The organism is Promicromonospora noduliphila, assembly GCF_056951025.1.
Window position 1 is genome coordinate 4,925,582 of the sequence record NZ_CM167806.1, and the last position, 26,832, is coordinate 4,952,413.

Below are 26,832 nucleotides of genomic sequence, written 5' to 3' on the forward strand. Positions count from 1 at the left end.
GCTCCGCATAGTGGAGGGCGGGGCGCGCAGTTCACGCGCCCCGCCCGTCACCTGGGGTGATAGATCATGCCGGCGGACCGGACGTGATCACCCTCACTCCGTCTTGGTGACCTCGTACAGCAGCGGCATGCTGTCCCAGCCGAACTCCACGTTGTCGACTGCCTCCGAGTGCCCGGCGGTGGTGGAGTAGTACCACAGCGGGATGCCCGGAAGATCCTGGAAGAGGATCTCCTGCGCCTGGTTGTAGAGCTCGTTGGCCTCCTCGAGCGAGGGTGCACCAGCAGCCTCGGCAAGAGCGGCGTCGAACTCGTCACTCTCGTACCGTCCGTCGTTCGAACCAGCCAGCGCGGCCTTGCTGTAGAGCGGGCCGAGGTAGTTCTGCAGGGACGGGTAGTCGGCGGACCAGCCGGCGCGGAAGATGCCGTCGACACTGCCGTCCGGGCCCTTGTCACGCTCGTTGAGGAACTCGTCGAACGTGGGGTAGCCAGTCATCTCGCACTGGATGTCGAGGTCGTTGATGTACCCGTTGCAGACCGCCTCGACCCACGCCTGGTGGTCCGAGTCCGTGTTGGTGTGGATCGTCAGGACGTAGTCGTCCGGCAGCGGGTCCTCTTCGTTGGCCTCGTCCCAGAGCCTCTTGGCCTCTTCGGCGTTGTACTCCGTGACCTCGTTGCCCGGGATCTCACCGGTCCAGCCGTCGATGACAGGCGACGTGAAGTCGGTTGCCGGGATACGGGTACCAGCGAAGATCGTGTCGGTGATCTGCTCACGGTCGATCGCCATAGACAGGGCCTGACGACGCTTCAGCCCGGCCTCCCCCTGGAACTCGGGAAGCCACTCCGGCACTGTCATGGCCGCGAAGCTCGCGGACGGCTCGCTGACAGCCCCCTCGCCCAGTTCCTCCTCGAAGGTGCTCATCGCGGAGGTCGGCACGTTCTCGAGGATGTCGAGGTTGCCGCCCTGCAGGTCGGCGTACGAGGTGTTCTCGTCCGTGTAGACGATGAAGTCCAGGCCGCCGTTCTGGGCCTGGCGCGGACCCTCGTAAGACTCGTTCGGCACAACGCTGAGCTGAGACTCGTGCTCCCAGCTCTCCAGTGTGTAGGGCCCATTCACGACCGTGGTGGACGGTTCGGTGCCGAAGGCGTCAGGGTCCTCGAAGAACACCTCAGGAAGCGGGTAGAACGCCGAGTAGCCCAGACGGACCGGGAAGTCGGACTCGGGCTGGCTCAGCGTCACCGTGAACTCGGTGTCGCTCACCACCTCGAGGCCGGACAGCGTCTCCGCCGTCGGCTCCTCGAGCATGCCGGAGACATTGCCCTCCTCGTCGAACTCGGGCACGCCCTGAGCCTCCGCGAATCCCTCGATGGGCTCGAAGAAGCCGGCGCCCTTCGCACCGTTCGGACCATAGGCGGCCCAGTTCCAGGCGTCGACGAAGCTGTCCGCCGTGACCGGGGTACCGTCAGACCACTCCCAGCCGTCCTGGATCGTGATGTTCCAGGTCTGGTTGTCGTCGGACTCGATCGACTCGGCGATCTCGTTGTGCACGACGCCCTCGGCGTCGTAGTAGACGAGGCCCGAGTAGAGCTGCTGGACGACAAGACCGCCCTCGGTCTCGTTGGTCATCGACCCGATGAGCGGGTTCTGGGGCTCACCGTTGCTGATCGTCACGATGCCGGTGCTGGGGCCCTCGCTGGTTTCTTCGCCGCTGCCGCCACCGCCGCAAGCGGTCAGCACGAGCGACGAGGCAAGCGCGAACGCACCGAGCCCCACAAGTCGCTTTCGAGGTGTCACGTGTCCTCCTGGGTAGCAGTACACCCCGGTCCGGCGGATGCCGTCCGGAGTGATGCGGGCGCTTCCTTGCGCCCCGTGGTATCACGCCTAACGTAACCGGTCCCCGGACGTGCCGATGACCACCGCCGGGGAAACGCCACCGAGTTGTGACCATCTCGGTATAAGCGGGTAACACCGAGTAACAGTTCTGACCAGGCGGTTCTCACACCCGTAACACGAGCGTCGAGAGGCTCTCTACCAGGAAATTCACCCGTCACGAGGAGCCGGCAAGGTCGGGCAACGGACGATGTCACCGTCGCCGCGGCAACGCCGCCGGTGATGGCGGTCCGGTGCCGGAGTCAACCACCCGAGCTCCTACCACGCCGTCACTGCCGAAGTGTGCGATCCCTCTGCCGATTGCTCAGGAAACCAGATGCTGACCACCGGAACGAGACCGGCGGTCAGCACCCGAGTCGGGACTTGCTCGCGCCTTACAGCGTCTGACACCCGACGAACGCACCCGACGACTCACGGTACGTCCGGAACTTGATCGCATCCTTGGTCGCTGGGCCGTACCTACCCGTGACAATGACCCCAGCAGCCCTCTGCGCGTCCTCCACTGCGTTCGTGGTCGCCGGTCCGTACTCGCCCGTGACGGTGAGGCCCGCCCCATAGCAGGTGTTGAGAGTCCGCTGCAGTGACTGCACGGCGGTCACGGTCCCTTCAGTGCTGCTCAAGAAGCAGTTGAAAGTCCCGGGGTCGACGTCGTACGGCGCGATCTTGTACAACGTGCCAGCAGCCAGGTTGGCGCTGGTGTTGCACTCGGAGGTCGCTGCGGTGGCTGCCGGTGCCGACACCACCAGGCCCGCCCCGACCAGAATCATCGACACGAACCCGATGAGAACCGCACGCCCTCGACGGAACCGGTTGGTGTTGGTGCTTACCATTGCGCTTCTCCTTGCGTAGGCAGAAAGAACATCAACGCATGGACCAGCCTTGTGTGGAGAGACATGACCTACCAGGCGGCGAACCGGCAGATCAGCGGCAGGTAGTCGTGGTTCAAACGCCCCGCGCGCCCGCCACAGGGGGAGTCCGCAAGTCTGTGACCAACGGGAACGGCCGTCTCGTCAGACAGCTCGATCTCGAAGTACTACCGCCTCCGGCACTCCACAATCCAAGTACGCTCGGGCGGCAGTCCGTAGATGCTGCTGTTCAGTGCGCGAGTCACCGCGACTGCGATAGGCATCGGCGAGGCCGTGGTTTGCCCTGGCCAGTTCGTATGTGTCCTCATGAGCCTCAGCGAGACCCACCGCGCGTTCGAAGTGGCCGATCGCCTCTTCGGAGCCTCCCGAGAGGACCAGTGCACGCCCGAGGTCGACGAGCGCCGTCCGTACGAGCGCCGGGTATCCGAGGTCCTCCGCGTCCTCGAGCGCCTGCCTGAGGTAGACGGTTGCCTCGGACCCGCGGTCGAGCTGCACGAGGTCCATGCCCAGCTCCACGAGGATCGGGCCGAGCCCGCCGCGGAAACCCAGCTGTCGGCAACGTTCGAGGCAGGCCCGGTGCACCTCCAGCGCGGCAGCCGCGTCCCCACCTTCGCGGGCGAGCGTCCCCCGGTAGCTATCGATGCGGAGGCGGTTGTACTCATCGTCGTCCTCGATCAGCCGTGCCACCTGGTCGAGGCGGGCCTCGGCGTCCGCGAGGCGGCCGAGGCGCAGCAGCGGAGCGATCATGTTCGCACCCACGAACACACGCGCCATGGTGTCCGACGCGTCCTCCGCCAGGGCGAGCGCGGCACCGTAGACATCGAGCGCATCCACGAAGCGGCCGGACTGGCGGTAAGCGATCCCGATGGTCCTCAGCGCGAGTGCCGCGGCGGCGACGTCACTCAGCTTGCGATACAGCACCACCGCCTGCTCGAGACAGCCGATCGCCGCCCGGCACCGGCCTGCCACGAGCAGATGCCGGCCCCGATCCGCGAGTGTGATCGCCTCGTAGGCCTCGTCCTTGAGCCGCCGAGCGATGTCCAGGGCGGTCTGGTTGATGGTGAGGTACTCCTCGTAGTCCCGATCTGCCAGCCGAAACGCGCTGAAGGCAGTAGCCAGGTGCCAGGCCTCCTCGAGATTTCCTGACCGCTCGGACGCGGTCACGGCGGCCGCCAGATTGGCACGCTCGGCCCTGAACCAGGTGAGCGCGGCGTGCTTGTCCGTGAAGCCAGGCAGCCCGAGGTCGTACTTCGCCACTCCCGCTTCCAGAATCCGCACCTTCGTCGAAGAGACCAGGCTCGCCGCGCGGTACGCGAAATGCAGGTAGACGTCGACGAGCCGGACCAGGGCCTTCTCACGTTCCGCCTGGGGCTCCTCCGCCTCCGCGAGCTGCGTAGTATACATCCGCACCAGGTCATGCAGCCGATACCGGCCAGGGGAACGGCTCTCCACCAGGTGCACGTCGACCAGGGCCTCCAGCATCCAGGCGGCATGTCGCTCGTTCAGCTCGCACAGTGCCCCGGCGCCGAGAGCGTCCACGTCATCGCCCGGGACGAGACTCATCCGCCGGAACATGCGCCGATGATCGGCGTCGAGCTCGACGTACGAGGCGCTGAGCGCCGTCGTGACACCCCCGTGCTGCGTGTCCAGCTCGGAGAGCAGCCGGCCGTCGTCGGCGAGGCGCTCCAGCAGATCCCTCACCTGCCAGTGGGGACGGCTACGCAGCCGAGCCGCCGCGAGACTCATCGCCAACGGCAGCCGCCCGCAGCGCTCGGCGATCCCAGCGGCCTCCTCTGCGGTGATCCGGTCGGCGACGGCGGCGTCGAGCATCGCGACGGCCTCGTCCATCCGCGGAAGGTCGAGCGGCACGGAGTACACGCCGGTCAACTGCGACAGGTCCCGGCGGCTCGTCGCCAGGACGAGGCTGTTCGGAGTCCCCGGCAGCAGGGCCTCTACCTCGTCGGCGTCCGTCGCGTTGTCGAGCACCAGAAGCACACGACGATCGGCGATGGCACTGCGATATCGGCCTCTCAGCTCGTCGATACTCGCCGGCAGATCCTGGTCACCCACACCGAGGCTGCGTAGCAGGCGCGTGAGGGCCGACCGCGGCCCCGGGCGTGGTTCGTCGGAGTACGTCACACCGTGGAGGTCCACGAACAGCTGCCCGTCCGGGAATCGCGGAGCCAGCTCGTGCGCCGCCCACACCACCAGGGAGGTCTTGCCGACGCCGGCCATGCCGTGCACCGTGACGACGGTGGCGCCGTCGTCGATCGCGGCGAAGATCCCGCCCACGTGTCGTTCCCGGCCGACGAACACCGCTGGCGTGCGCGGCAGCTCGCGGGGCACTGTCGGAGCCTTTTCCGGCGTCGGGGTCAGCGCCTGGTCGTCCTCTTCCAGACCGAGCGCTTCGATAAGAAGACGCAGCGTCTTGGGCTGCGGTCGCGCCCTCCCCGACTCGATGTCTCGGATCGTTCGCGTTCCGATCCCCGCCTTGGAGGCAAGTTCCTCCTGCGTCAGCATCGCCCGCAGCCGAAGTGACCTCAGATCGATGCGAACGTCTGGTTGTCGGTTGGGCACTTCGTCAGGATAAGTCGCCGTCAGCATGATCCGGCGGTCATTCACGACACGCCCACAAGACCGGACATGGCTTGCCGACCAGCTAGACGACCACCTGCCCGTCGTGCAGCTCGACCACGCGGTCGGCGCGGGCCATCAGCTCGGGGTCGTGCGTCGAGACGACGGCGGCCACGCCGCGCTCGTGCACCACCCGGGCCAGCAGGTCCATCACCACGGCGGCCGTGCCGGAGTCGAGCTGCCCGGTGGGCTCGTCGGCGAGCAGCACCTCCGGGTCGGCCACCAGCGCGCGGGCGATGCCCACCCGCTGCTGCTGCCCACCCGACAGCTCGTACGGCCGCTGCCGCGCGTGCCCGCCCAGCCCGACGGCGTCCAGCGCCTCGGCCACGCGCCGCGACCGCTCGGCCGGCGCAGTGCGCCGCAGCCGCAGCGGCACCTCCACGTTCTCCGCCGCCGACAGCACGGGCACCAGCCCGAACGACTGGAACACGTAGCCGATCCGGTCCCGCCGCGCGGCCAGCACGTCGCGCTCCCCCAGTGCCGTCAGCTCGGCGTCGCCCAGCCACACGCTGCCCGACGTCGGCCGGTCCAGCCCGCCCAGCAGGTTCAGCAGCGTGGTCTTGCCCGAGCCGGACGGGCCGCGGACCACGAGCAGCTCGCCCGCCGCCACCTGGAGCGAGGCGTCCGTCAGCGCGTGCACCTCGCCCGCGCCGGTCCCGAACACCCGGGTGAGGCCCTGCGCGCGCAGCACGGTGCGCGCAGGGGTCGTGGTCCTGGTCATCGGTCCTCCTCGGTCCGGGTGGCGGCCGGCTCGCCGGGCCCGGCCGCCCGGCCGGGCTCGGCAGCCGAGCCAGGCTCGGCCGCTGGCGCCGGCGCGGCCGGCCAGACGCCCACGTGGTCCGGCTCCAGCGCGAGCCGCACGCGGTCGCGCAGGTCCAATGCGTGCACGAAGTCCTGCGGGAGCTGCAGCCGGCCCACCCGGTCGAGCACCGCGAACTCCTCGGCGACGTGCCGCTCCGCGCCGTGCTCGTCGACCTCCGTGCGCCGCAGCGTCTCCGTGGAGGTACGGCCGTCGCGGATCTGGACCGTGCGCGCGACGTGCTCGGACACCGCCGGGTCGTGCGTCACGATCAGCGTGGTCACGCCCGTCTCGCGGTTCACGCCGCGCAGCGCCTCCAGCACCTCGACCGAGGTGGCCTCGTCGAGCTCACCGGTGGGCTCGTCGGCCAGCAGCACGCGCGGGTCGTTGGCCACCGCCACGGCGATCGCCGTTCGCTGCTGCTCGCCGCCCGACATCTCGCCCGGCCGCCGTCCGGCCACGTGGCCCACTTCCAGCAGGTCGAGCAGCGCCGCGACGCGGCGGGAGCGCTCGCGCCGCGGCAGCGTGCCGGCCAGCTCCAGCGGGAGGCGCACGTTCTCGGCGGCGGTGAGGTACGGCAGCAGGTTGCGCGACGTCTGCTGCCACACGAAGCCGACGGTGGACCGCTGGTACCGCACCCGCTCGGCGTGCCCCATGGTCAGCAGGTCGGTGCCCGCCACGACGGCGGAGCCGCCGGTCGGCGTGTCCAGGCCGGAGAGGATGGTCAGCAGCGTGGACTTCCCGGAGCCCGACGCCCCGACGACGGCGACGATCTCCCCCGGGTCGACGCTCAGCGTGAGGCCCTGCAGCGCTTGCACCTCCACGCCGTCGGTGGCGAAGATCCGCACCAGGTCGCCGCACCGGATCTCGCCGCCGCCCACCGGCCCGGCTCCCGGCCCGGCCGACGGCGATGCGCCGCCCGTCAGCTCGATGGTCGTGCTCATCGGGTCTCCCTCCCAACGCCTGGTCCCGCTGTCGTCATCAGTCGTCGCTCCCCATCCGGAGCTGCGCCGCGACCTCGCCGCGCCGGCTCAGTGCCGCGGCGACGCCCACGGCGGCCAGCACCACCACGACGAACCCCGCCGCGGCCGCGCCCAGCAGCACCGGGTCGTACTGCGGGCCGGGCTGGGTGGGCCCGCCGGTCAGGGCCGTGACGTCCACAGCGGCCAGCACCAGCGACGGCACCGCCGCCCCGAGCACGGCGCCCACCACGAGCGCGACCACGGCCCACGGCCCGATCTCCCAGCCCACCAGGCCCCGGCCCTGGCGGGGCGACAGGCCGAGGGTCTGCAGCACGGCGAGCAGCCGGGCGCGCGCGGGGGCCGCGAGCATCAGCGTCATCACCACGGCGGCGGCGCACAGCAGCCCCGCGAGCAGCACGGCCAGGACGAACGCCGCGGCCAGCCCGCCGGAGACGGGCGCGGCCAGCATGGCGTCGGCCTCCTGGTCCGGGTCCTCCACGACCGACGACGGCAGCAGCCGCGAGATCTCGGCAGTCACCGCGGCGCGGTCGGCATCGTCGGCCAGGCCGAGCAGCGCGAGCCGGGCGAAGCTCCGGTCGCCCGTCGCCGCGGTGAGCCGGTCGGCGTCGGCGAGGACGAGCGCGCGTCCGGCCGGCAGGCCGGGCAGCTCGTCGACGACGTCCACGACGCGGACGGGCACGCTGCCCTCCTGGGTCGCCAGGGTGGCGCCGGTGCTCCCGGGTCCGACGCCGGGGCCGGCCGCCGCGCGGGTGAGGATCACCGGTACGACGTCGCCGGAGCCGCTCGCGTCGCCCGGCTCGCCTGCCCCGTCCGGGTCACCCGAGCCGCCTGCGTCGCCCGTCGCGTCCACGCCGCCCGATCCGGCCGGACTGCCGCCCGCACCGTCCGGCCCGGCCAGCTCGCCCAAGGTCTCTGGCACGCCGGCCACGTCCTCCTGGACCACGGCGAGCGCCGCCGCATCCACCGTGTACACCTCAGTGCGCAGCGACGACGTACCGCTGCGGAGCACGCCGTCGCCGACGTCGCCGACCGGTGTGACCGCCTCGACGCCGTCGAGGGCGGCGATCCGCTGCGCCACGGGCTCGTCGACGACCGGGCCGGAGACGCGCAGGTCGGCGCCGGTGGCGCGCCACGCCTCGCGGACCACGCCGCCCGAGACGGTCGAGTACAGCACGGCGGAGGTCGCGGCGACGGCGACGGTCAGCACGAGTGCCACCGCCGGGACGGGGCCACCCGCCGGGTCACGCGTGGCGCGCGCGGCGCCGAGGAACGGGACCAGGTCGCGCCGGGGCGCGAGCGCCCGCTCGACCGCGCGCGCGAGCCACGGGTACGCGCGCACGGCGAGCAGGGTGAGCGCGAGAGAGACCAGCAGGGGCGCAGCGGCCACGAGCGGGTCCACGCCGGAGCCGGCCCCCGCACCCGCCACGACTCCGCGGGAGAGCAGCAGCCAGGTCGCGAGCACCGCGCTCGCGACCACGAGCACCTCCAGCACCCAGCGCACGCGGCTGCGGGACCGCGGCGCCAGGTCGGCCCGGGTGGTCCGCAGGCCGGCGGGCGAGGCGGCGAGCGCGAGGGCGGCCGCCGGGGCGAGGCCGGCCGCGAGGGCGAGCGCCACCTGGGTCACGGTGACGGGCGCGTCCAGGCCGAGGCCCGCCGTGACCGCGAGCCCCGCCGCGAACCCGACGGCGGCGGAGCCGAGCCCCACGACGAGGCCCTCGCCGCCCATGAGCAGGCGCACCTGCGCGCCGGACGCCCCGCGGGCGCGCAGCAGGGCGAGCGCCGAGCGCCGTCTGTCCACGACGAGCCGTGCGCCGAGGGCGAGCACGGCCACCGTGGCGCCGAGCGGTCCGACGGCGAGCACGGCGACTATCGCGTCCACGCCGGTCCGCTGGGCGAGGAGCCGTTCGAGGATCTCGCTGAGGCGGCTGGTCGGGCGGAGCTGGATGGGCGTGGGGTCGTCGGGTCCGGCGGCGACGGGGAACGTCTTGGCCGACTGGCCGTTGAGCTGCGAGAGCAGCACGGGCACGTCGGCGGCCGTCACGCCGTCCGTGCTCACGGGGTACCAGACCCGGGTCGCGGCGAGCCCGAGCGTCAGCGGCGTGATCATCGCCGGGCTGACGTAGACGGTGGCCGTGCCGAGCAGTCCGCGGTTGGGGTCGGCGATCACGGAGGCCCTGGCCCCGAGGCTGTGGTGCAGCCAGTAGTCGGCCTCGGGGTCGCCGGTCTCGAAGATCCCGGTCACGACCAGGCTCGGGTAGCGCTCGGCCAGGGTCACGATGCCCGTGCCGGACAGCACGTCGTACCGCCCGCCGAGCTCCCAGCCGTAGGCGTCGGCGACGGCGCGCGAGACGGCCACCTCGAACGGTGGCGCCTGCTCGGCGCGGGCGCCGAGAAACCCCTCGTCGTCCACCTCGTACCTGGGCCCGGGTGTCCCGGCGGGCCAGCGGCCTGCGACGAGCTCGCCGTGCTCGGCGAGGTCGGGGGCGGACCGGAGGAAGACCTTCGCCTCGCTGAGGTCGGAGCTCGGCACCGGGTCGGTGTAGGCTTCGTCGGTCGAGGTCACGTGGAAGTCGGGGGCGCCCATCGCCGAGCGCAGCGGCTCGGGGGTCTCGGCGCGCACCGCGTCGAGGTTGGCGAGGAACGGCGCCCAGTCCGGCTCGGGCGGGGCGCCTTCGAGGTTCGCGGGCCCCAGCATCATGCCCGGCGGCTCCCCCGGTATCGCGCCGACCACCGAGATCACGTCGCGGGCCAGGCCCGATGCGGCCGCCGTCTCGTAGGCGACCTGGTCGGCGTGCATGGTCGCGACGGCGCGGGGCGCCGTCGACAGCACCCCGGCGGCGAGGAACGCGACCACGCCGAGCGTCGCCGTCGCGCCCCACGACGTGCGAAGCTGCCGCCGCGCGAGCAGACCCAGCCCGGACAGCCCCATCAGCGGACCTCCTCGCGGTAGGTGGTGTCGCGGGCCTGCGCGGCGACGCGCCCACCCACCCCGATCGCGACCAGCACCAGCCCGGCGACGGCGGCGGCCAGCACCAGCCCGGTTCCCCCGGCAGCGAGGACGAACGGGGCGGGCGGGGCGGCGTCGATCCCGGTGAGCGTCGCTGCGGCGAGCCCGCCGACGGCGAGCCGCGCGACGCCCCACCCGGCGAGGGCGCCCGCGGCGAGCGCGACGACGCCTACCGCCAGCAGCTCGGCGGCGCGTGCCCTGCCCTGCGCCGCGGGACCGAGCCCCACGGCGCGCAGCACGACCACCTCGCCGCGCCGCTCGCGCAGGGTCGCCACCGCGACGGCGAGCACGCCGGCCAGCGCGAGCACCGTGGCACCGGCCGCCGCGAGCCAGAACGAGACGCGGACGGGCACCGCGGTGTCCGTCGAGCCGGTGCCCGGGATCGCGACGGTCGGCCGCTCCTGGCTGCTGTCCCCCGTCGCCTCGGCCGCCGCCGTCGCCTCCCGGGCGAGGCGTGTCACGGCGCCGGCCGGCGCGGCGGCACCCGGCGGGCCCGCCGCGAGCCAGACCTCGTTCGTGACCACCGGGTCGCCCACCTCGCGGACGAGCGCGGCGGCGAGCGCCCCGCGGTCCAGCAGCGCGGCGTACGGTTCGAGCGCCCCCGGCACCGTGCCCGACGACGCCACAGCCACCACCGGCAGCCGCGTGCCGCCGAGGGTCAGCTCGAAGAGGTCGTTCGTCGCGATGCCCAGCGCGCCGACCAGCGACGACGAGGCCAGCATCGGGATCGGCGCCGGATCGGGCGTGGTCAGGAGGCGCAGCCTGCTGGCCCCCGCGGCGCCGTCGCCGAGCGGCAGGGTGAGCTCGGCCCCGCCCGACGGCGTGCCGGGGCTCAGCTCCAGGCCCTCCGGACCGTCGAGCGTCTCCGACAGCGTCCATTCGGGCAGCTCGACGGGCTCCCCGTCCGCCGTCAGGGCCCGCACCGACAGCGTCGCCTCGGCGGGCGACGACCCGGGGCCGAGGTCGACGTCCAGGGCCGCGACCCGCCAGGCCTGCCCCGCCGGGAGCGGCGGCACCTCGCCGGACAGCTCGTGCGTGGTCGCCTCCGTGCCGAGCGTGCCGCCAGTCCCGTCGCCCTCGGCGAGCCGCCCGAGGCCGACCGTGGCCAGCGTCCCGTCGGGCGCCGCGAGCACGAGCGACACGTCCAGCTCGTGCGGAGCGCCGCCGGCGGCCGGCAGCGTCCCGGCGACCGGGGTCACCCGTCCGCTCAGGGTGAGGCCGACGTCGCGGGCGCCGTCGGGCAGCGCGGGCGCCGCGGCGAAGGCGTCGCTCGCCAGGTCGCCGGCCACCCGCTCGACGTCGAGCACCTCAGCCGGCGCGCGCACGACCTGCGGCACCGCCGCGGCGGGCAGGGCCAGCAGGGTGACCGGAAGGCCGTCGGAGTAGCCAGTCCCGGACAGCACCGGCGCGGCCGCGACGGCCGCATCGCCCGGGCCGGAGCCGCCCGGACCCGGGCCGCCCGGCAGATAGGGCGCCGCGTCGAGGCGCCCGCTCTCGGGGGCCGTGACCCGCACGTCCGCACCGTTGGCGAGCACGTCGACGTCGGCCCGCAGGCGCTCGGCCGTGCCGGTGTACCCGCCGGCCAGGGTCGCCGACCCGCCGGCGAGCACCAGCAGGACCACCGGCACCACGTAGACGACGAGCCGCCGGGCCACCTGCCGCGCCGCGAGCGGCCCGACGACGCCGCGCGACCGCCCGGCGAGGCCCGCCCACAGGCGCGTGGCCGGACCGAGCACCGCCATGGCCACCACGGCGAGCGCGGCCAGGGCGAGGGCGGGCGCGGCCGCAGCGGCCGGGTCGGTGCGCTGGCCGCCGGGCGTGGTCAGGAGCGGCGAGCCGTAGCGCAGGAGCTGGGCCACGCTCAGCGCGGCGGCGGCCAGCGTCAGCACCACGGTGCCGAGGGCCGCGACCTGGCGCACCCGTCCCGAGCGGTCCGTCACCTGTCGCCTTACCGCCGCCTGCGCCTGGAGCGCCGCGACGACCACCAGGGTCGCTGTCGCCACCACGGCGACCGCGAGCGCCACGGCCAGGGGCGTCGCGGCGGGGACCGCCGCACCGCCGTCGGCCCGGGCGACGATCTGCAGCGCGGCCCAGGCAGCGGCCCCGCCCGCCGCGGAGGCGGTCAGCGCCAGCAGCGCGCCCTCGACGGCGGCCGCCGCCGTCACCGTGCCCGGCGCCGCGCCGCGGGAGACCAGGAGCGCCACCTCGCCCTCGCGCGTCGCGGCCAGCAGGCGTGCCACCTGCACCAGCGCGACCAGGCCCACGAGGGCCAGCAGGCACAGCGGCACCAGCGCGACGGCGTCCGCGGCGCGCAGGGCCGCGGCCAGGTCGGCGGCCGTCACGTCGAGCGTGCCCGCGACGGTCAGCCCGCGAGGAGCGACGTCGGCGTCTTCCCCCAGGATCCGCTCGACCTCGGGGGTGAGCGCCGCCAGCGCGGGCAGCGCCGCCGGCGTGAGCGCCGCACCGTCGGGCACCACGGTCCACCGGGCGAACGGGTCGGTGTCCAGACCCGCGATGACCTCTTCGCTCACCACCACCGGACCGGGGTAGGCACCGTCGGAGCCGGTCAGGACCGTCGGGTCGCCGAGCCAGACCGCGGCGTCCGGATCGGTGACGCGCCAGGTCGCTGCCACGGTGACGGGCGTGCCGGTGGCCGTCGGATCATCGGGGTCGACGCCGAGGTGGAGCGTGTCACCCACCGCCAGCCCGGCGGCCCGCGCGGCGTCGGCCTGCACCGCTGCCTCGTCAGCGCCGGCGGGCCAGGCGCCGTCGACCAGCGTGACGCCGTCCGCGCCCGCCCCGGCCAGCGCCTGTTCGCGCGAGGGCGCCGGCAGCAGGGCCACCGACCAGCGGCCCAGGTCCCGCCCGTCGCCGTCCCCGGTGTACTGCGGCTCGGTCCGGACGTCGTACATGACCTGGTGGGGCACGCCGTCGAGCAGGTCCCCGAGCACCCGCCGGACGCGGGAGTCCTGGTCGGCGGCCTCCGCACCTTCCGCGAGGCGGGTGGCGAACTGCGCCGCCCGGCCCGACGGGTCGGCCGCCGCCAGCCCGTCGCGGGCGCTCGCCGTCGCAGCGGCCTGCGTCCAGCCGACCGTCACGCCGAGGGCGCCGGTCAGCGCCGCCACGAGCAGCCAGACGAGCGCGAGCAGCCCGCGGTGCGCCGTGGACCGGCGGGCTAGGAGGGTGGCTCGACTCACGCGGCCAAAACTAGCCCGGCCCTGTGACACTCACGACGAAACCGGTGGCGCCCAGGGCAACGATCCGGTCACGCCCACCGGACAGGTCCGCCTCCAGAATGTGGTTGGGCATGGCTCGTACGTGGCGTTGTCAATCGGTTAGTGCAACGTCATGCGGCTTGTTCGAAGAGTTGCTTGAGTCGCTGTGCGGGGGTGTCGAGGTCGAGAGTGGGTCGTGGTCGTGCGTTGAGCATGGCCGCGACCCGCTTCAGTTCCTCGGGGCTCCAGCCGGACAGGTCGGTGCCCTTGGCGAACCAGTGCCGCAGCAGCCGGTTGGTGTTCTCGTTCGAGCCGCGCTGCCAGGGCGAGTGCGGGTCGGCGAAGTAGACAGGCATGCGCAGGTCGAGCTGGATGTCGTCATACCGGGCCAGCTCGCTGCCGCGGTCCCAGGTCAGCGACCGACGCAGATGCGCCGGCAGATCACTCATCGCGGCGATCATCGCGGTCGCGACGGTGGTCGCGGTGTGGTCACCGGGTAGGTGCAAAAGGATCGTGTACCGGGTGGTGCGCTCGACCAGGGTCCCGATCGCGGACGTGCCACCGGTGCCGAGGATCAGGTCGCCCTCCCAGTGCCCGGGCACGGCCCGGTCAGCGACCTCGGGCGGCCGCTGGGAGATACGCAGGACGTCGTTGAACTTCCCGCGCCGCTCCACCCGGTCACGGGGCTTACGTGCCGAGCGCTTCGTGGACAGCTGCTGGTGCAGGTTCGCGCGCAGGGCCCCGCGGGCCTGGACATACAGCGACTGGTAGATCGTCTCGTGGCTCACCCACTGGCTCCGGTCCTCGGGGTTGTCCCTGCGCAGTATTGACGCGATCAACCCCGGGGACCAGCCCTGGTCCATCCACTCCGTCACCCGGGCGCCCAGCCCCGGATCGGCGAGCTTGAACCGTTTGGGCCGCGCTGCCCGGCCCATCGCGCGGCTGTCCGCGACCAGCGCGTTGTAGTCCCCCGACACGGCCCGGTGACGGGCCAGCTCCCGGCTGACCGTGGACCGGGCCCGCCCGATCCGCTCCGCGATCTGCGCCTGGGACAGGCCGGTATCCAGACCCCGCTGGATCTCGTTACGGTCCTCCAGCATCAGCCGGTGACCCGGCCCGCGCGGACGTCCCGCACGGGCCGGCCGCGGCAGACCACCACGAGGTCCTCGTACTAACCACGAGGTCCTCGTACTACCTGCATCCCGCCAGCCTGAGACCACCACCGGGCCGCCGTCAGAGACGACACGCCCACAGCATTCGCAGCGCTCTCCCGCGACCCGCCCGCAGCGATCCACTCCACCACCCGCCGCCGAACCTCGACCGGCCACCGCACACCCCTCGACACCATCAACAATCCCTCCGATCAGCGTTGTTGCACTGACCGTATGAATCCACCCGGTGATTCCATGCCCAACCACATTCTCGAAGCGGACCCCAGCGCGGAGCCGGGGGCGTCCCAGCGTGGAGCAGCGTCAGCGCATCGCGGCCGGCACGTACGGGCGCTCGGTGGCGCCCGTGTAGACCTGGCGCGGGCGCCCGATCTTGGTCTGCGGGTCCTTGATCATCTCGCGCCACTGCGCGATCCAGCCGGGCATGCGGCCCAGCGCGAACAGCGGGGTGAACATCGCGGGCTCGAAGCCCATGGCCTTGTAGATGAGGCCCGTGTAGAAGTCGACGTTCGGGTAGAGCTTGCGCTCCACGAAGTAGTCGTCCGAGAGGGCGATCTCCTCCAGGCCGCGCGCGATGTCGAGCAGCTCGTCCTTGGCGCCGAGCTTGTCGAGCACCTCGTCGGCCGACTTCTTCACGATCGCGGCGCGCGGGTCGTAGGACTTGTAGACCCGGTGGCCGAAGCCCATCAGGCGCACGCCGTCCTGCTTGTTCTTGACCTTCTCCATGAAGGTGTCGACGGTCTCGCCGCCCGAGCGGATCTTCTCCAGCATCGTCAGCACCGCCTCGTTCGCACCGCCGTGCGCGGGGCCGGACAGCGCGTTCACGCCCGCCGCCACTGATGCGTACAGGGTCGCGTTGGACGAGCCGACCACACGCACGGTGGACGTCGAGCAGTTCTGCTCGTGGTCCGCGTGCAGCACGAGCAGCTTCTCCAGGGCGTCCACGATCACCGGGTCGGCCTCGTAGGCCTCGTACGGCGTCGCGAACGTCATGCGCAGGAAGTCCTCGACGTAGCCGCGCGAGTAGTCCGGGTACAGCAGCGGCTCGCCGACCCGGCGCCGGTGCAGGTACGACGTGATCGTCCGGGTCTTGGCCAGGAGCAGCACGGTGGCCAGGTCGACCTGCTCGTCGTCGGCCGGGTCGAGCGACTCCGGATAGAACGTGGACAGCGCGTTCACGGCCGAGGCGAGCACCGCCATCGGGTGCGCGTTCCGGGGGAAGGTGCCCATGAACGTGCGGAAGTCCTCGTGCACCAGCGTGTGCCTGTTGACCCGCTCAGTGAACGCGTCGAGCTCCGCCGGGCTGGGCAGCTCACCGTAGATGAGCAGGTACGACACCTCGAGGAAGCTCGAGCCCGCCGCGAGCTGGTCGATGGGGTACCCGCGGTAGCGCAGGATGCCGGCGTCGCCGTCGATGTAGGTGATCGACGACTCGCACGACGCCGTGTTCATGAAACCCGGATCGACCGTCACCAGGCCGGTGTCCTTGAGCAGCGACGACACGACGATGCCGTCGTTCCCCTCGCTGGCGGCGACGACAGGCAGGGTGTGCGTGGTTCCGTCGACGGCGAGCTCGACGCGGCTCGAGCCGTCCACCGGTGTGGAGGTCATGTCTTCCTTCCTGAATGGCGCACGAGGGACGCTGCAGTGAAAGAAAGCTGTCGGGCAGCGTCGACCTGGGGCCACGACAGTATCGCGCCCCGCTCTCGTTTTTCCAATCCGTCGGTCAAGTCTCTGTGAGGCGCGACACAGCGTCGGCAATCTGCGCGTCAGTCGCGGTCAGCGCCACGCGGGTGTGCGTACCGTCGCCGTACAGGTGCCCTGGCGCGGTCAGGATCCCCCGCTCGGCGAACCACTCGGCGACCCGCAGCCCGGGCCGGCCGTCCGGCGCCGCGACCCACAGGTACAGGCCGGCCCCCGACTCGTCGATGGCCAGCCCCGCCGCCTCGATCGCGGCGGCGAGCGTCCGGCGCCGGGCCCCGTAGGTCGCGCGCTGGACGGCGACGTGCTCGTCGTCGGCCAGCGCCGCCGTCATGGCGGCCTGCACCGGCGCCGGGACGATGAGGCCCAGGTGCTTGCGGGTCTGCGTGAGGTCGGCGACCAGGGCGCCGTCGCCCGCGAGGAACGCCGCGCGGTAGCCCGCGATGCTGGACTGCTTCGACAGGGAGTACGCCGCGAGCAGACCCTCGTGCGACCCGCCGCACACGCGGGGGTCGAGGATCGACGGCACGCCACCCGCGCCCGGCCCCGAGTCCGGGCCCGCCGCCGGAGCAGCGCCCGCCTCCGGACCAGCCCCGGAGCCCGCGGGAGAGTCCCACACCAGCTCGGCATAACACTCGTCCGAGACGACGACGGCGCCGACGGCGCGCGCGGCGTCGACCACGGCGCGCAGCGCCTCGACGCCGAGCACCCGACCCGTCGGGTTGCCCGGCGAGTTGACCCACACCATGCGCACGTCGTCCCTGCCGGCCCAGTCGGCGACGTCGTCAGTGGCCAGCGGCGTGGCGCCGGCCGCGCGGATGCCCGCCACGTACGTCGGGTAGGCGACGGCCGGGTGCACCACGACGTCGCCGTGGCCCAGGTGCAGCAGCGAGGGCAGCAGGCCGACGAGCTCCTTGGAGCCGATGGTCGGCAGCACGGCGGCCGGGTCGAGGCCGGGCACGCCCCGCCGTCGGGCGAACCAGTCCGCCACGGCCTGCCGCAGCGCGGGCGTGCCCGCCGTCATCGGATAGCCCGGCGCGCTGGACGCCGCCTCGAGCGCATGCCGCACGACCTCGGGCGTCGGGTCCACGGGCGTGCCCATGGAAAGGTCGACCACGCCGCCCGGGTGGGCCTTCGCCGTCGCCGTGATGCCGGCGATCGAGTCCCAGGGGTAGGGCAGGTCGGTCAGGTCGTGCAGGCCCATGTGCGTCCCGGGCCGGTCAGGCCTGGGGCGGGAGGGCGGCGATCATCGGGTCGTCCTTCTCGATGACACCCATCTTCGCGGCGCCGCCGGGCGAGCCCAGGTCGTCGAAGAACTCCACGTTCGCGCGGTAGTAGTCCTTCCACTCGTCGGGGACGTCGTCCTCGTAGTAGATGGCCTCCACCGGGCAGACCGGCTCGCACGCGCCGCAGTCCACGCACTCGTCGGGGTGGATGTACAGGGAGCGGCTGCCCTCGTAGATGCAGTCCACGGGACACTCCTCGATGCACGCCCGGTCCTTGACGTCGACGCACGGCTGAGCGATCACGTAGGTCACTTCGAGGGTGTCCTTCCACTTCCGGACTGAGAAAGATGCACCAGGCGGACGGCCGAAAGCCCCGCCGGCGAACCTAGTATCTCCCGGAACACCCTCAGATCCCGACCGGTCTCACGCAGCGGAAGGAGTACGGACGTGACATTCGCTACACCAGCGGCCCCGGCCGGCGGCTGGCGCGGCCTGCGGCCCGGCACCCGGGTGGTGGTCCGCCGCCGGCTGGCGCCCGCCGGCCCGGTCGTGTCGGACGGCGGCACGGCGCACCGCTGGACGGACCTGATCGGGTTCGTGGTCGAGGTCTCGGACGCCGGCCTGCGGCTGCGCACCGACCCCGCCCCGGGCAGGGGCGACCCGCAGGAGATCGACGTGGCGGCAGCCGAGATAGAAACCGCCAAACCAATCCCCCCGCGCCCCCCGCGGCGCCCAGGAACAACCTGACTTCGGTCTGTTGCTCACCGGGCGGGCTGACATCGGTCCTTTGCCTTGAGATCGGTCAATTAAACGACCGATCTCAAGGCAAGTGACCGAAGCCGGGTCCCGAGGCCGTGCAAGTGACCGAAGTCGCGGGCGCCCCGGTCGAGGGCCCGCTTCGAGGGCCCGCACAGCTCACGCGTTGGCCACGAGCCCCAGCTCCGCCACGCTCGCCAGGTGGGCGTGCTTCGGCACGATCCGGACCGTGTAGCCGAACGGCCCGGAGGTGTCCAGGCCCACCTCACCGCCGAACGCGTGCCGCCCCGCCTCGTAGGACTCCACCAGCGCGAGCGACTCGGCGGTGAACTCGTCGATCACGTCCGCCTCGGTGACGCGGCCGTGCACCACCTGCACGTCCACGTCGTCGGGCGACAGCGGCCCGAGCGAGACGTAGGCGCGCACCGTGAGCCGGTCCCCCACCTGCACGGCCTCGCCGATCCCCGCGGACTCCACGTGGTCGACGCGCACCTGCGGCCACGAGCCGCGCACGTGGGCCTTCCAGCCCGCCAGGTCCCGCGCGGCGGCGAACCCGTCCGCCGCGAGCACCCGGCCGGCCTCGGCGGCCGGAGCGTACAGCCCGTGCACGTACTCCGAGACCATGCGCGTGGCCTGCACCTTCGGGCCCAGCGTCGCGAGCGTGTGCCGCACCATCTCCAGCCAGCGGCCCGGAACACCCTCACCCGAACGGTCGTAGAACGCCGGGGCCACCTGCGACTCCACCAGGTCGTACAGCGCGGCGGCCTCCAGGTCGTCCCTGCGGTCGGCGTCCTCGACGCCGTCGGCCGTCGGGATGCCCCAGCCGTTCTCGCCGTCGTACCACTCGGCCCACCAGCCGTCCTCGATCGAGAGGTTGAGGCCGCCGTTGAGCGCGCTCTTCATGCCGGAGGTGCCGGAGGCCTCCAGCGGGCGCAGCGGGTTGTTCAGCCAGACGTCGCAGCCCGGGTACAGCGCCTGCGCCATGCCGATGTCGTAGTTCGGCAGGAACACGATGCGGTGCCGCACCTCCGGGTCGTCGGCGAACCGGACGAGCTGCTGGATGAGCCGCTTGCCGGAGTCGTCGGCCGGGTGCGACTTGCCCGCCACGATGAGCTGGACCGGCCGCTCGGGGTGCAGCAGGAGCGCCTTGAGCCGCTGCGGGTCGCGCAGCATGAGCGTGAGCCGCTTGTAGGTCGGCACGCGGCGCGCGAAGCCGATGGTCAGGACGTCGGGCGACAGGACGTCGTCGACCCAGCCGAGCTCGGCGGGGGACGCCCCGCGCTCGCGCCAGGACTTGCGGACCCGGCGCCGGGCCTCCGCCACGAGCTCGGCCCGCAGCTCACCGCGCAGGGCCCACAGCTCGCCGTCGGACACCTTGCCCGGGTCGAGCCAGCCCGACGACGCCTCGGGCGCCGTGATCTGGTCCAGCCCCATGCGCTCCGCCTCCACGGCAGCCAGCCGCGGCGCGACCCAGGTGGGCGAGTGCACGCCGTTGGTGACCGACGTGATCGGCACCTCGCGCGAGTCGAACCCCGGCCACAGGCCCTCGAACATCTCCCGGGAGACCTGGCCGTGCAGCAGCGAGACGCCGTTCGCCCGGCCGCCGAGCCGCAGGCCCATCACCGCCATGTTGAACACGGTGGGGTCGCCGCCGTCGTAGTCCTCCGTGCCGAGCGCCAGCACGGTCTCCAGCGGCACGCCGTCCATCGCGTTGTCGCCGCCGAAGTAGGCGCTGACCAGCTCCTTCGGGAACCGGTCGATCCCGGCGGGCACGGGCGTGTGGGTGGTGAACACGGTGGCGGCGCGCACCGCCTCGTGCGCCTCGCCGATGCTCAGCCCCGACCCGACGAGCTCGCGGATCCGCTCCACGCCAAGGAAGCCCGCGTGGCCCTCGTTGGTGTGGTAGACCTCCGGCTCTGGCGCGCCGGTCAGGCGCGACCAGGCGCGCAGCGCGCGCACGCCGCCCACGCCGAGCAGCAGCTCCTGCTGCAGCCGGTGCTCCCCGCCGCCGCCGTAGAGGCGGTCGGTCACCTTACGGGCCGCGTCGTCGTTCTCCGGCACGTTCGAGTCGAGCAGCAGCAGCGGCACCCGGCCGACGGCGGCGACCCACACGTGCGCGTGCAGCGTGCGCCCGCCGGGCAGGGCCAGCGAGACGACGGCGGGCGTGCCGTCCTCCTCGCGCAGCACCGCGAGCGGCAGGCCGTCCGGGTCGAGCAGCGGGTAGGTCTCCACCTGCCAGGCGTCGCGCGTGAGCGACTGCCGGAAGTACCCGGCGCCGTACAGCAGGCCGACGCCGACGATCGGCACGCCCATGTCGGACGCGCTCTTGAGGTGGTCGCCCGCCAGGATGCCGAGGCCGCCCGAGTACTGCGGCAGCACCGAGGTGATGCCGAACTCGGGCGAGAAGTAGGCGATGGCCCGCGGCAGCTCGCCGCCGCCCGCCGACGTCCGGCCCTGGTACCAGCGGGGGTCGCGCAGGTAGTGGTGCAGGTCCTCCGACGCAGCGCGCACGCGGCCGGTGAAGGCCTCGTCGGCCGCGAGCGCCGCGAGGCGGTCGGAGCCGAGGGCCGCCAGCAGGGCTACGGGGTCGCCCCGGACGTCGGACCAGAGCTCGGGGTCGATGCTCGCGAACAGGTCGCGCGTGGGTGCGTGCCAGGACCAGCGGAGGTTCTGGGCCAGCTCGTCGAGCGCTGCGAGCTGCTCGGGGAGGACCGTGCGGACGGTGAATCTGCGGATCGCTCTCACCGGAAGAACACTACGCACTTGTCCGGGCGAGCACACATCGCTCGCCCGGGGCCGCGCAGTGCTCGCACGGGGGCCCACTCGCGCGCGGCTCGCGCGCACGACCGCACTCGCGCGGTCCGTACGTCCGCACTCGCGCGGCCCGCGCGCAGGGCCCCTGCGCAGGCATCCACGTTCCGGCCACGCGTCGTTCGCCCGCGCTGCACCCTTGAGTCGATAACGTGGGCGGGTGACCGCGCACACGCCCATCGGCCGCATCCCCGTCCTCGAGGTGTCCCCCGTCGTCGAGGGGGGACGCTGGCCCGCGAAGGCCGTCGTCGGGGAGGTGGTCCCGGTCGAGGCGACGGTCTTCCGCGAGGGGCACGACGCCGTCTCCGCCACGGCCGTGCTCGTCGCCCCGGACGGTTCCGACCACTCGTGGGCGCCCATGACCGACGTCGCCCCCGGCCTCGACCACTTCAGGGGCTTCCTGCAGCCCGACGCCGAGGGCGACTGGACCTTCCGCGTCGAGGCGTGGTCGGACCCGTACGCCACGTGGGTGCACGACGCCGGCATCAAGATCGCCGCGGGCATCGACACCGAGCTGATGCTCGCCGAGGGCGTGCGCCTCTTCGAGCGGATCTGCCGGGCGGTCCCCGAGGACGCGCTCATGGCGCCCGGCCGCACCGCCCGCGACGCCAAGGCCCTGACGGCGGCCCGGCGCGCCCTGGCGGACACGGCCCGCCCGGCGCAGGCCCGGTTCGCCGCGGCGACGTCGCCGGAGGTGGCCGACGCCCTGCGCCGCGCCCCGCTGCGCGAGCTGGTCTCGGCGTCGGCGGCCTACCCGCTGCGGGTATCGCGGCGGCTGGCGCTGGCCGCGTCCTGGTACGAGATGTTCCCCCGCTCGGAGGGCGCGTACCAGAAGAAGGACGGCACGTGGGTGTCGGGCACGTTCGCGACGGCGGCGAAGCGGCTGCCGGGCATCGCCGCGATGGGGTTCGACGTCGTCTACCTCACCCCGGTGCACCCGATCGGCACCACGTTCCGCAAGGGCCGCAACAACACGCTGGTGGCCGGGCCGGGCGACCCCGGCTCGCCGTACGCGATCGGCTCGCCCGACGGCGGGCTGGAGGCGATCCACCCGGACCTCGGCACCGAGCGGGACTTCCGGGACTTCGTCGCGGCGGCGCGGGCCGAAGGGTTGGAGGTGGCGCTCGACATCGCGCTCAACTGCTCGCCCGACCACCCGTGGGTCACCCAGCACCCGGAGTGGTTCACCACGCGCGCCGACGGGTCCATCGCCTACGCCGAGAACCCGCCCAAGAAGTACCAGGACATCTACCCCCTGAACTTCGACAACGACCCCGAGGGACTGTCCACGGAGATCCTGCGCATCCTGCGCCTGTGGATAGACCGGGGCGTCACGCTGTTCCGCGTCGACAACCCGCACACCAAGCCGCTGAACTTCTGGGAGTGGCTCCTGGCCGAGGTGCACGCGACCAATCCCGAGGTGATCTTCCTGTCGGAGGCGTTCACCAAGCCGGCGATGATGCAGACGCTGGCCCGGATCGGCTTCCACCAGTCGTACACCTACTTCACCTGGCGCACCACCAAGGAGGAGATCGAGGAGTACCTGGCCGAGGTGAGCGGGCCGGCCGGCTCGGTGCTGCGCCCCTCGTTCTGGCCCACCACCCACGACATCCTGCCGCCCTACCTGACCGACGGCGGCGTCGCCGCGTTCGCTGTGCGCGCCGTGCTGGCCGCGACGGGCTCGCCGACGTGGGGCATCTACTCCGGCTACGAGCTGGTGGAGAGCACGCCCCGGCCGGGCGTCGAGGAGCAGATCGACAACGAGAAGTACGAGTACCGGCCGCGGGACTGGGAACGTGCCGACGAGTACGGCATCGCCCTGCTGCTCGGCGAGCTGAACGCGATCCGCCGCGCGCACCCCGCGCTCCAGCAGCTTCGCAACCTGACCGTCCACCCCACGACGAACAGCCAGGTGGTGGCGTATTCTCGGCGGATATCGGCCGATCACGCGTCGCGCGCGACAGCGACGCCGCAGACCCCCACCATGAGAGCAGGGGGTAACGACCGGCGTTCCCCACGGCACGACGACGTGATCGTGGTCGTGCTGAACCTGGACCCGCGGAACGCACAGGAGTCTCTAGTGCACCTGGATCTTTCCGCCCTCGGCCTCAGCGCTCCCGAGGGCGACGACAACGCCCCGTTCTTCGTGGCACACGACCTGCTGTCCGGCGAGACCTACGGCTGGGGGGCGCACCCGTGGGTCCGGCTCGACCCGCAGGTCCGGGTGGCCCACGTCCTCCAGGTGGGGCCGGCATGACGACGTTCGGGCCGGGCGGCCCCGCCGTCGGGCCGTCGGAGGGCTACCCCGAGCCCCCTGCCGCCCCGCCCCGCCCGGTCATGCCGAACCCGCCGTCGGTCCCCGTGCCGGTCCAGGCGCTGCCGCCGCGGCGGCAGCCGCGCCTGGACGCGCGGCGCAAGGGCCTGTCGCACGACCCCGAGTGGTACAAGAAGGCGGTCTTCTACGAGGTGATGATCCGGTCGTTCTCCGACTCGGGGGACAACGGGTCGGGCGACCTGCGCGGCCTGGTCGAGCGGCTCGACTACCTCGAGTGGCTCGGCGTCGACTGCCTGTGGCTGCCGCCGTTCTTCCCGTCCCCGCTGCGGGACGGCGGGTACGACGTCGCCGACTTCACGGCGGTCTCGCCCCAGTTCGGGACGATCAACGACTTCAGCGACCTGGTGGCCGCCGCGCACGAGCGCGGCATCCGCGTGGTGATCGACCTGGTCATGAACCACACCAGCGACGCGCACCCGTGGTTCCAGGCGTCGCGCGCCGACCCGGACGGCCCGTACGGCGACTTCTACGTGTGGAGCGACGACGCCACGCGGTACCAGGACGCGCGGATCATCTTCGTGGACACCGAGACGTCGAACTGGACGTTCGACCCGGTGCGCAGGCAGTACTTCTGGCACCGGTTCTTCAGCCACCAGCCCGACCTCAACTTCGAGAACCCGCACGTCGTGGACGCGATGCTCGACGTGGCGCGGTTCTGGCTGCAGCTCGGCGTCGACGGGTTCCGGCTCGACGCCGTGCCGTACCTGTACGAGGCGGAGGGCACCAACAGCGAGAACCTGCCCCAGACGCACCGCTTCCTGCGCCGCGTGCGGCGCATGGTGGACACGGAGTTCCCCGGCCGCATCCTGCTGGCGGAGGCCAACCAGTGGCCCGCGGACGTCGTCGAGTACTTCGGCACCGACGACGACCCCGAGTGCCACATGTGCTTCCACTTCCCCGTGATGCCGCGCATCTTCTACGCGATCCGCGACCAGCGGGCGCGGCAGCTCCTGGAGATCCTCGCGGACACCCCCGCCATCCCGGCGGCGGGGCAGTGGAGCACGTTCCTGCGCAACCACGACGAGCTCACGCTGGAGATGGTGTCCACCGAGGAGCGCGCCAGCATGTACGGCTGGTACGCCCCCGACCCGCGCATGCGGGCCAACGTGGGGATCCGGAGGCGGCTCGCGCCGCTGCTGGACAACTCCCGCAAGGAGATCGAGCTGGCCAACGCGCTGCTGCTCTCACTGCCGGGCACGCCGTGCCTGTACTACGGCGACGAGATCGGCATGGGCGACAACATCTGGCTGCCCGACCGCGACGCGGTGCGCACCCCCATGCAGTGGACGCCGGACCGCAACGCGGGCTTCTCCACGGCGGACCCCGGCAAGCTGTACCTGCCGCTCGTCCAGTCGCTGGTGCACCACTACCAGCACACCAACGTGGAGGCCCAGCTCGCGCAGCCCACGTCGCTGCTGCACTGGACGCACAACATGCTGGCGTTCCGCAAGCTGCACCCCACCTTCGGGACGGGCGACTTCACGGCGCTGGACTGCAACGACGAGTCGGTCATCGCGTTCACGCGGTCCTCGGCCGAGGAGACCCTGCTGATCGCAGCGAACCTGTCGGCCACGGCGCGGTCGTCCACGATCAAGCTCCCCGGCTACGCCGGCTGGACGCTCACCGACGTGTTCGGCGGGGCCGGGTTCCCGAGCGTCGGCGACGACGGCATCCTCACGATGACCTGGGGCGCGCGCGACTTCTACTGGCTGGTGCTGGCCCCGCCCGTGCCGGCGGGGGACGACGACGTCGTCGAGGTGGCCGACCTGTCCCGGGCGGCCGGGACCGCCGGGCCGCCTGGGACTGCCGCGCCGGCCGAACCAACCGGGCAGGCGACCGGGCAGGCGCGAGAGGTGTGAGCCCGGCGCGACCGGTCCAGGTCTCCCCAGGAGCCACGCACCTCCCGCCCGAGGTGCTGCGGCTGCTGGACTCGTGGCTGCCCGCGCAGCGCTGGTACCCGGTGCCGGCCGAGGGCGTGACGCACGAGCCGTGGCTCACGGTCACGTTCCCCGGCGTGGCCGACGTCGTCGTCGCGCTCCTGCGGCTCGCCGGGCCTGGCCTGGCGGCCGGTCCGGACTCGCTGGTGATCCAGGTCCCGCTGGTCCTGACCCCGACGGCCGAGCCGACCGCCGACACCGACGGGACCCACGAGGCGGGCCTGATCGGCACGGTCACCACGGCGTCGGGCACCGTCACCGTGCACGACGGCGGCTCCCACCCGCTGGCCTGGCGGGCCTACCTCGACACCGCCCTGCCCGGCGTGTGCGGCACGGACGACTGCGACGAGCTGGCGGGCGCGCGACGGATCGCCGGGGAGCAGTCGAACACGTCGGTGGTGCTCCCGGCACTGCCCCACGGCTCCGGCGCTGGCTTCAGCTCTGGCGCTGGCTCCAGCGGCGGCGTCGGCTCCGGCGTCGGCTCCGGCGGCGGCGGGATGCTCAAGATCCTGCGGACGGTGCCGCTCGGGCCGCACCCCGAGGTCGTGATCCCCGCAGCCCTGACCCACGCCGGCTGGGACGGCGTGCCCCGGTTCCTCGGCGCGGTCGAGCTGCCCGCGCCGCGTGACACGCCGCGGCCCGGCGAGGAGGCCGCGCCGGGCGCGGCCGGGCCGCTCGCGCACCTGGCCGTGCTCTCCGAGCTGGTCGCCGACGCGACCGACGGGTTCGAGCTGGCCTGCGCCTACGCGGCACGCGACGAGGACTTCGGGGAGCAGGCCGCCGAGCTCGGCGCCGTCGTCGCGCACCTGCACGCCGTCCTGCTCCGGGCCATGGGGCCAGGCCCCGGGCTGGAGCCGGCCGGCTTCATGGGCGTGCTGCGCCGCCGCGCGGCGGAGGCGTTCGCCGACGTCCCCGACCTCGCGCCGCAGCGCGCGGGCGTCACGGCACTGTACGAGGCCCTGAGCGCGCGCCTGTCCGCGGTCGTCGAGCAGGGCGGGGGCGCCGTACCGCTGCAGCCCATCCACGGCGACCTGCATCTCGGCCAGGCCCTGCACTCGCCGGGCGGCTGGAAGGTGCTCGACTTCGAGGGCGAGCCCCAGCGCCCCGTGTCCGAGCGCACCGCGCCCGACCTTCCGCTGCGCGACGTCGCGGGGATGCTCCGCTCGCTCGACTACGCGGCCGCCGTCGGACAGGCGACGGACCCGCACTGGGCCGCGCACGCCCAGGTGAGCTTTCTGGAGGGGTACCGGCAGGCCAGCGGCGAGGCCCGCGACGGGACGGCGCACGCGGTCGCGGGCGCGGCGACCTTGGGCGGCGATCTCGACGTCGCCACCGCCGAGCTGCTGCTGCGCGCCCTCACCGTGGACAAGGCGCTGTACGAGGTGGTCTACGAGTTCCGGCACCGCCCCGCGTGGATGCACATCCCGCTCACGGCGGTGGAGCGTGTGCTCAGCTCGTGACCTGCGGCGTCGTGCGACACCGTGCACGTTCCGACGCCGTGCACGT

At 72.9% G+C, this 26,832-nt stretch carries 15 protein-coding genes and 1 pseudogene; 4 read left to right on the plus strand and 12 right to left on the minus strand.

Annotation, left to right across the window (positions count from 1 at the left end):
• Window positions 1-93 precede the first annotated feature (93 nt).
• The 11 genes and pseudogenes from AC0QU1_RS21540 to fdxA form a co-directional block, all read right to left on the minus strand.
• The gene (locus tag AC0QU1_RS21540; RefSeq protein ID WP_483572330.1) at window positions 94-1,791 is read right to left on the minus strand and encodes a peptide ABC transporter substrate-binding protein; all 1,698 of its coding nucleotides are present in this window, start codon (window positions 1,789-1,791) and stop codon (window positions 94-96) included.
• Window positions 1,792-2,261: 470 nt separating this feature from the next.
• The gene (locus AC0QU1_RS21545) at window positions 2,262-2,717 is read right to left on the minus strand and encodes a peptidoglycan-binding domain-containing protein (protein WP_483572331.1); all 456 of its coding nucleotides are present in this window, start codon (window positions 2,715-2,717) and stop codon (window positions 2,262-2,264) included.
• A gap of 180 nt (window positions 2,718-2,897) precedes the next feature.
• The gene (locus AC0QU1_RS21550; RefSeq protein WP_483616315.1) at window positions 2,898-5,273 is read right to left on the minus strand and encodes an ATP-binding protein; all 2,376 of its coding nucleotides are present in this window, start codon (window positions 5,271-5,273) and stop codon (window positions 2,898-2,900) included.
• A gap of 139 nt (window positions 5,274-5,412) precedes the next feature.
• On the minus strand, window positions 5,413-6,108 hold the full coding sequence (locus AC0QU1_RS21555) for an ABC transporter ATP-binding protein (RefSeq protein WP_483572334.1): 696 nt from the start codon (window positions 6,106-6,108) through the stop codon (window positions 5,413-5,415).
• A complete protein-coding gene (locus tag AC0QU1_RS21560) occupies window positions 6,105-7,130 on the minus strand; it encodes an ABC transporter ATP-binding protein (RefSeq protein WP_483572336.1) in 1,026 nt (341 codons plus the stop codon). Before AC0QU1_RS21560 ends, AC0QU1_RS21555 begins: the two co-directional genes overlap by 4 nt.
• Before the next feature lie 37 nt (window positions 7,131-7,167).
• A complete protein-coding gene (locus AC0QU1_RS21565; RefSeq protein WP_483572337.1) occupies window positions 7,168-10,098 on the minus strand; it encodes an FtsX-like permease family protein in 2,931 nt (976 codons plus the stop codon).
• Complete coding sequence (locus tag AC0QU1_RS21570) at window positions 10,098-13,373, minus strand: FtsX-like permease family protein (protein WP_483572338.1); 3,276 nt, start codon at window positions 13,371-13,373, stop codon at window positions 10,098-10,100. Before AC0QU1_RS21570 ends, AC0QU1_RS21565 begins: the two co-directional genes overlap by 1 nt.
• A gap of 149 nt (window positions 13,374-13,522) precedes the next feature.
• Window positions 13,523-14,739, minus strand: a pseudogene (locus AC0QU1_RS21575) (IS30 family transposase).
• A 124-nt stretch (window positions 14,740-14,863) separates the two neighbouring features.
• Window positions 14,864-16,171 (minus strand): citrate synthase, encoded by a 1,308-nt coding sequence (locus AC0QU1_RS21580; protein ID WP_483572340.1) that lies wholly within the window; start codon window positions 16,169-16,171, stop codon window positions 14,864-14,866.
• A gap of 115 nt (window positions 16,172-16,286) precedes the next feature.
• The gene (gene dapC, locus AC0QU1_RS21585; RefSeq protein WP_483572342.1) at window positions 16,287-17,465 is read right to left on the minus strand and encodes a succinyldiaminopimelate transaminase; all 1,179 of its coding nucleotides are present in this window, start codon (window positions 17,463-17,465) and stop codon (window positions 16,287-16,289) included.
• 16 nt (window positions 17,466-17,481) lie between these two features.
• Window positions 17,482-17,799: a ferredoxin gene (fdxA, locus tag AC0QU1_RS21590; protein ID WP_020017584.1), complete on the minus strand. Its 318-nt coding sequence runs from the start codon at window positions 17,797-17,799 to the stop codon at window positions 17,482-17,484.
• A gap of 135 nt (window positions 17,800-17,934) precedes the next feature.
• On the opposite strand from fdxA, the gene AC0QU1_RS21595 reads away from it, so the two are divergent.
• On the plus strand, window positions 17,935-18,234 hold the full coding sequence (locus AC0QU1_RS21595; RefSeq protein ID WP_483572344.1) for a DUF6725 family protein: 300 nt from the start codon (window positions 17,935-17,937) through the stop codon (window positions 18,232-18,234).
• A 168-nt stretch (window positions 18,235-18,402) separates the two neighbouring features.
• Here the strand turns inward: AC0QU1_RS21595 and glgP are convergent, their stop codons facing one another.
• Window positions 18,403-20,988, minus strand: a complete 2,586-nt coding sequence (gene glgP, locus AC0QU1_RS21600; RefSeq protein WP_483572345.1) for an alpha-glucan family phosphorylase — start codon at window positions 20,986-20,988, stop codon at window positions 18,403-18,405.
• A 226-nt stretch (window positions 20,989-21,214) separates the two neighbouring features.
• On the opposite strand from glgP, the gene AC0QU1_RS21605 reads away from it, so the two are divergent.
• The 3 genes from AC0QU1_RS21605 to AC0QU1_RS21615 are packed head-to-tail and all read left to right on the plus strand — an operon-like array spanning window position 21,215 to window position 26,786.
• Window positions 21,215-23,311, plus strand: coding sequence for an alpha-1,4-glucan--maltose-1-phosphate maltosyltransferase (locus tag AC0QU1_RS21605; RefSeq protein ID WP_483572346.1), 2,097 nt, complete (start codon window positions 21,215-21,217; stop codon window positions 23,309-23,311).
• A complete protein-coding gene (gene treS / locus AC0QU1_RS21610) occupies window positions 23,308-25,248 on the plus strand; it encodes a maltose alpha-D-glucosyltransferase (protein WP_483572348.1) in 1,941 nt (646 codons plus the stop codon). Before AC0QU1_RS21605 ends, treS begins: the two co-directional genes overlap by 4 nt.
• Complete coding sequence (locus AC0QU1_RS21615; RefSeq protein ID WP_483572350.1) at window positions 25,245-26,786, plus strand: maltokinase N-terminal cap-like domain-containing protein; 1,542 nt, start codon at window positions 25,245-25,247, stop codon at window positions 26,784-26,786. The genes treS and AC0QU1_RS21615 overlap by 4 nt, the downstream gene beginning before the upstream one ends.
• Window positions 26,787-26,832: the final 46 nt, after the last annotated feature.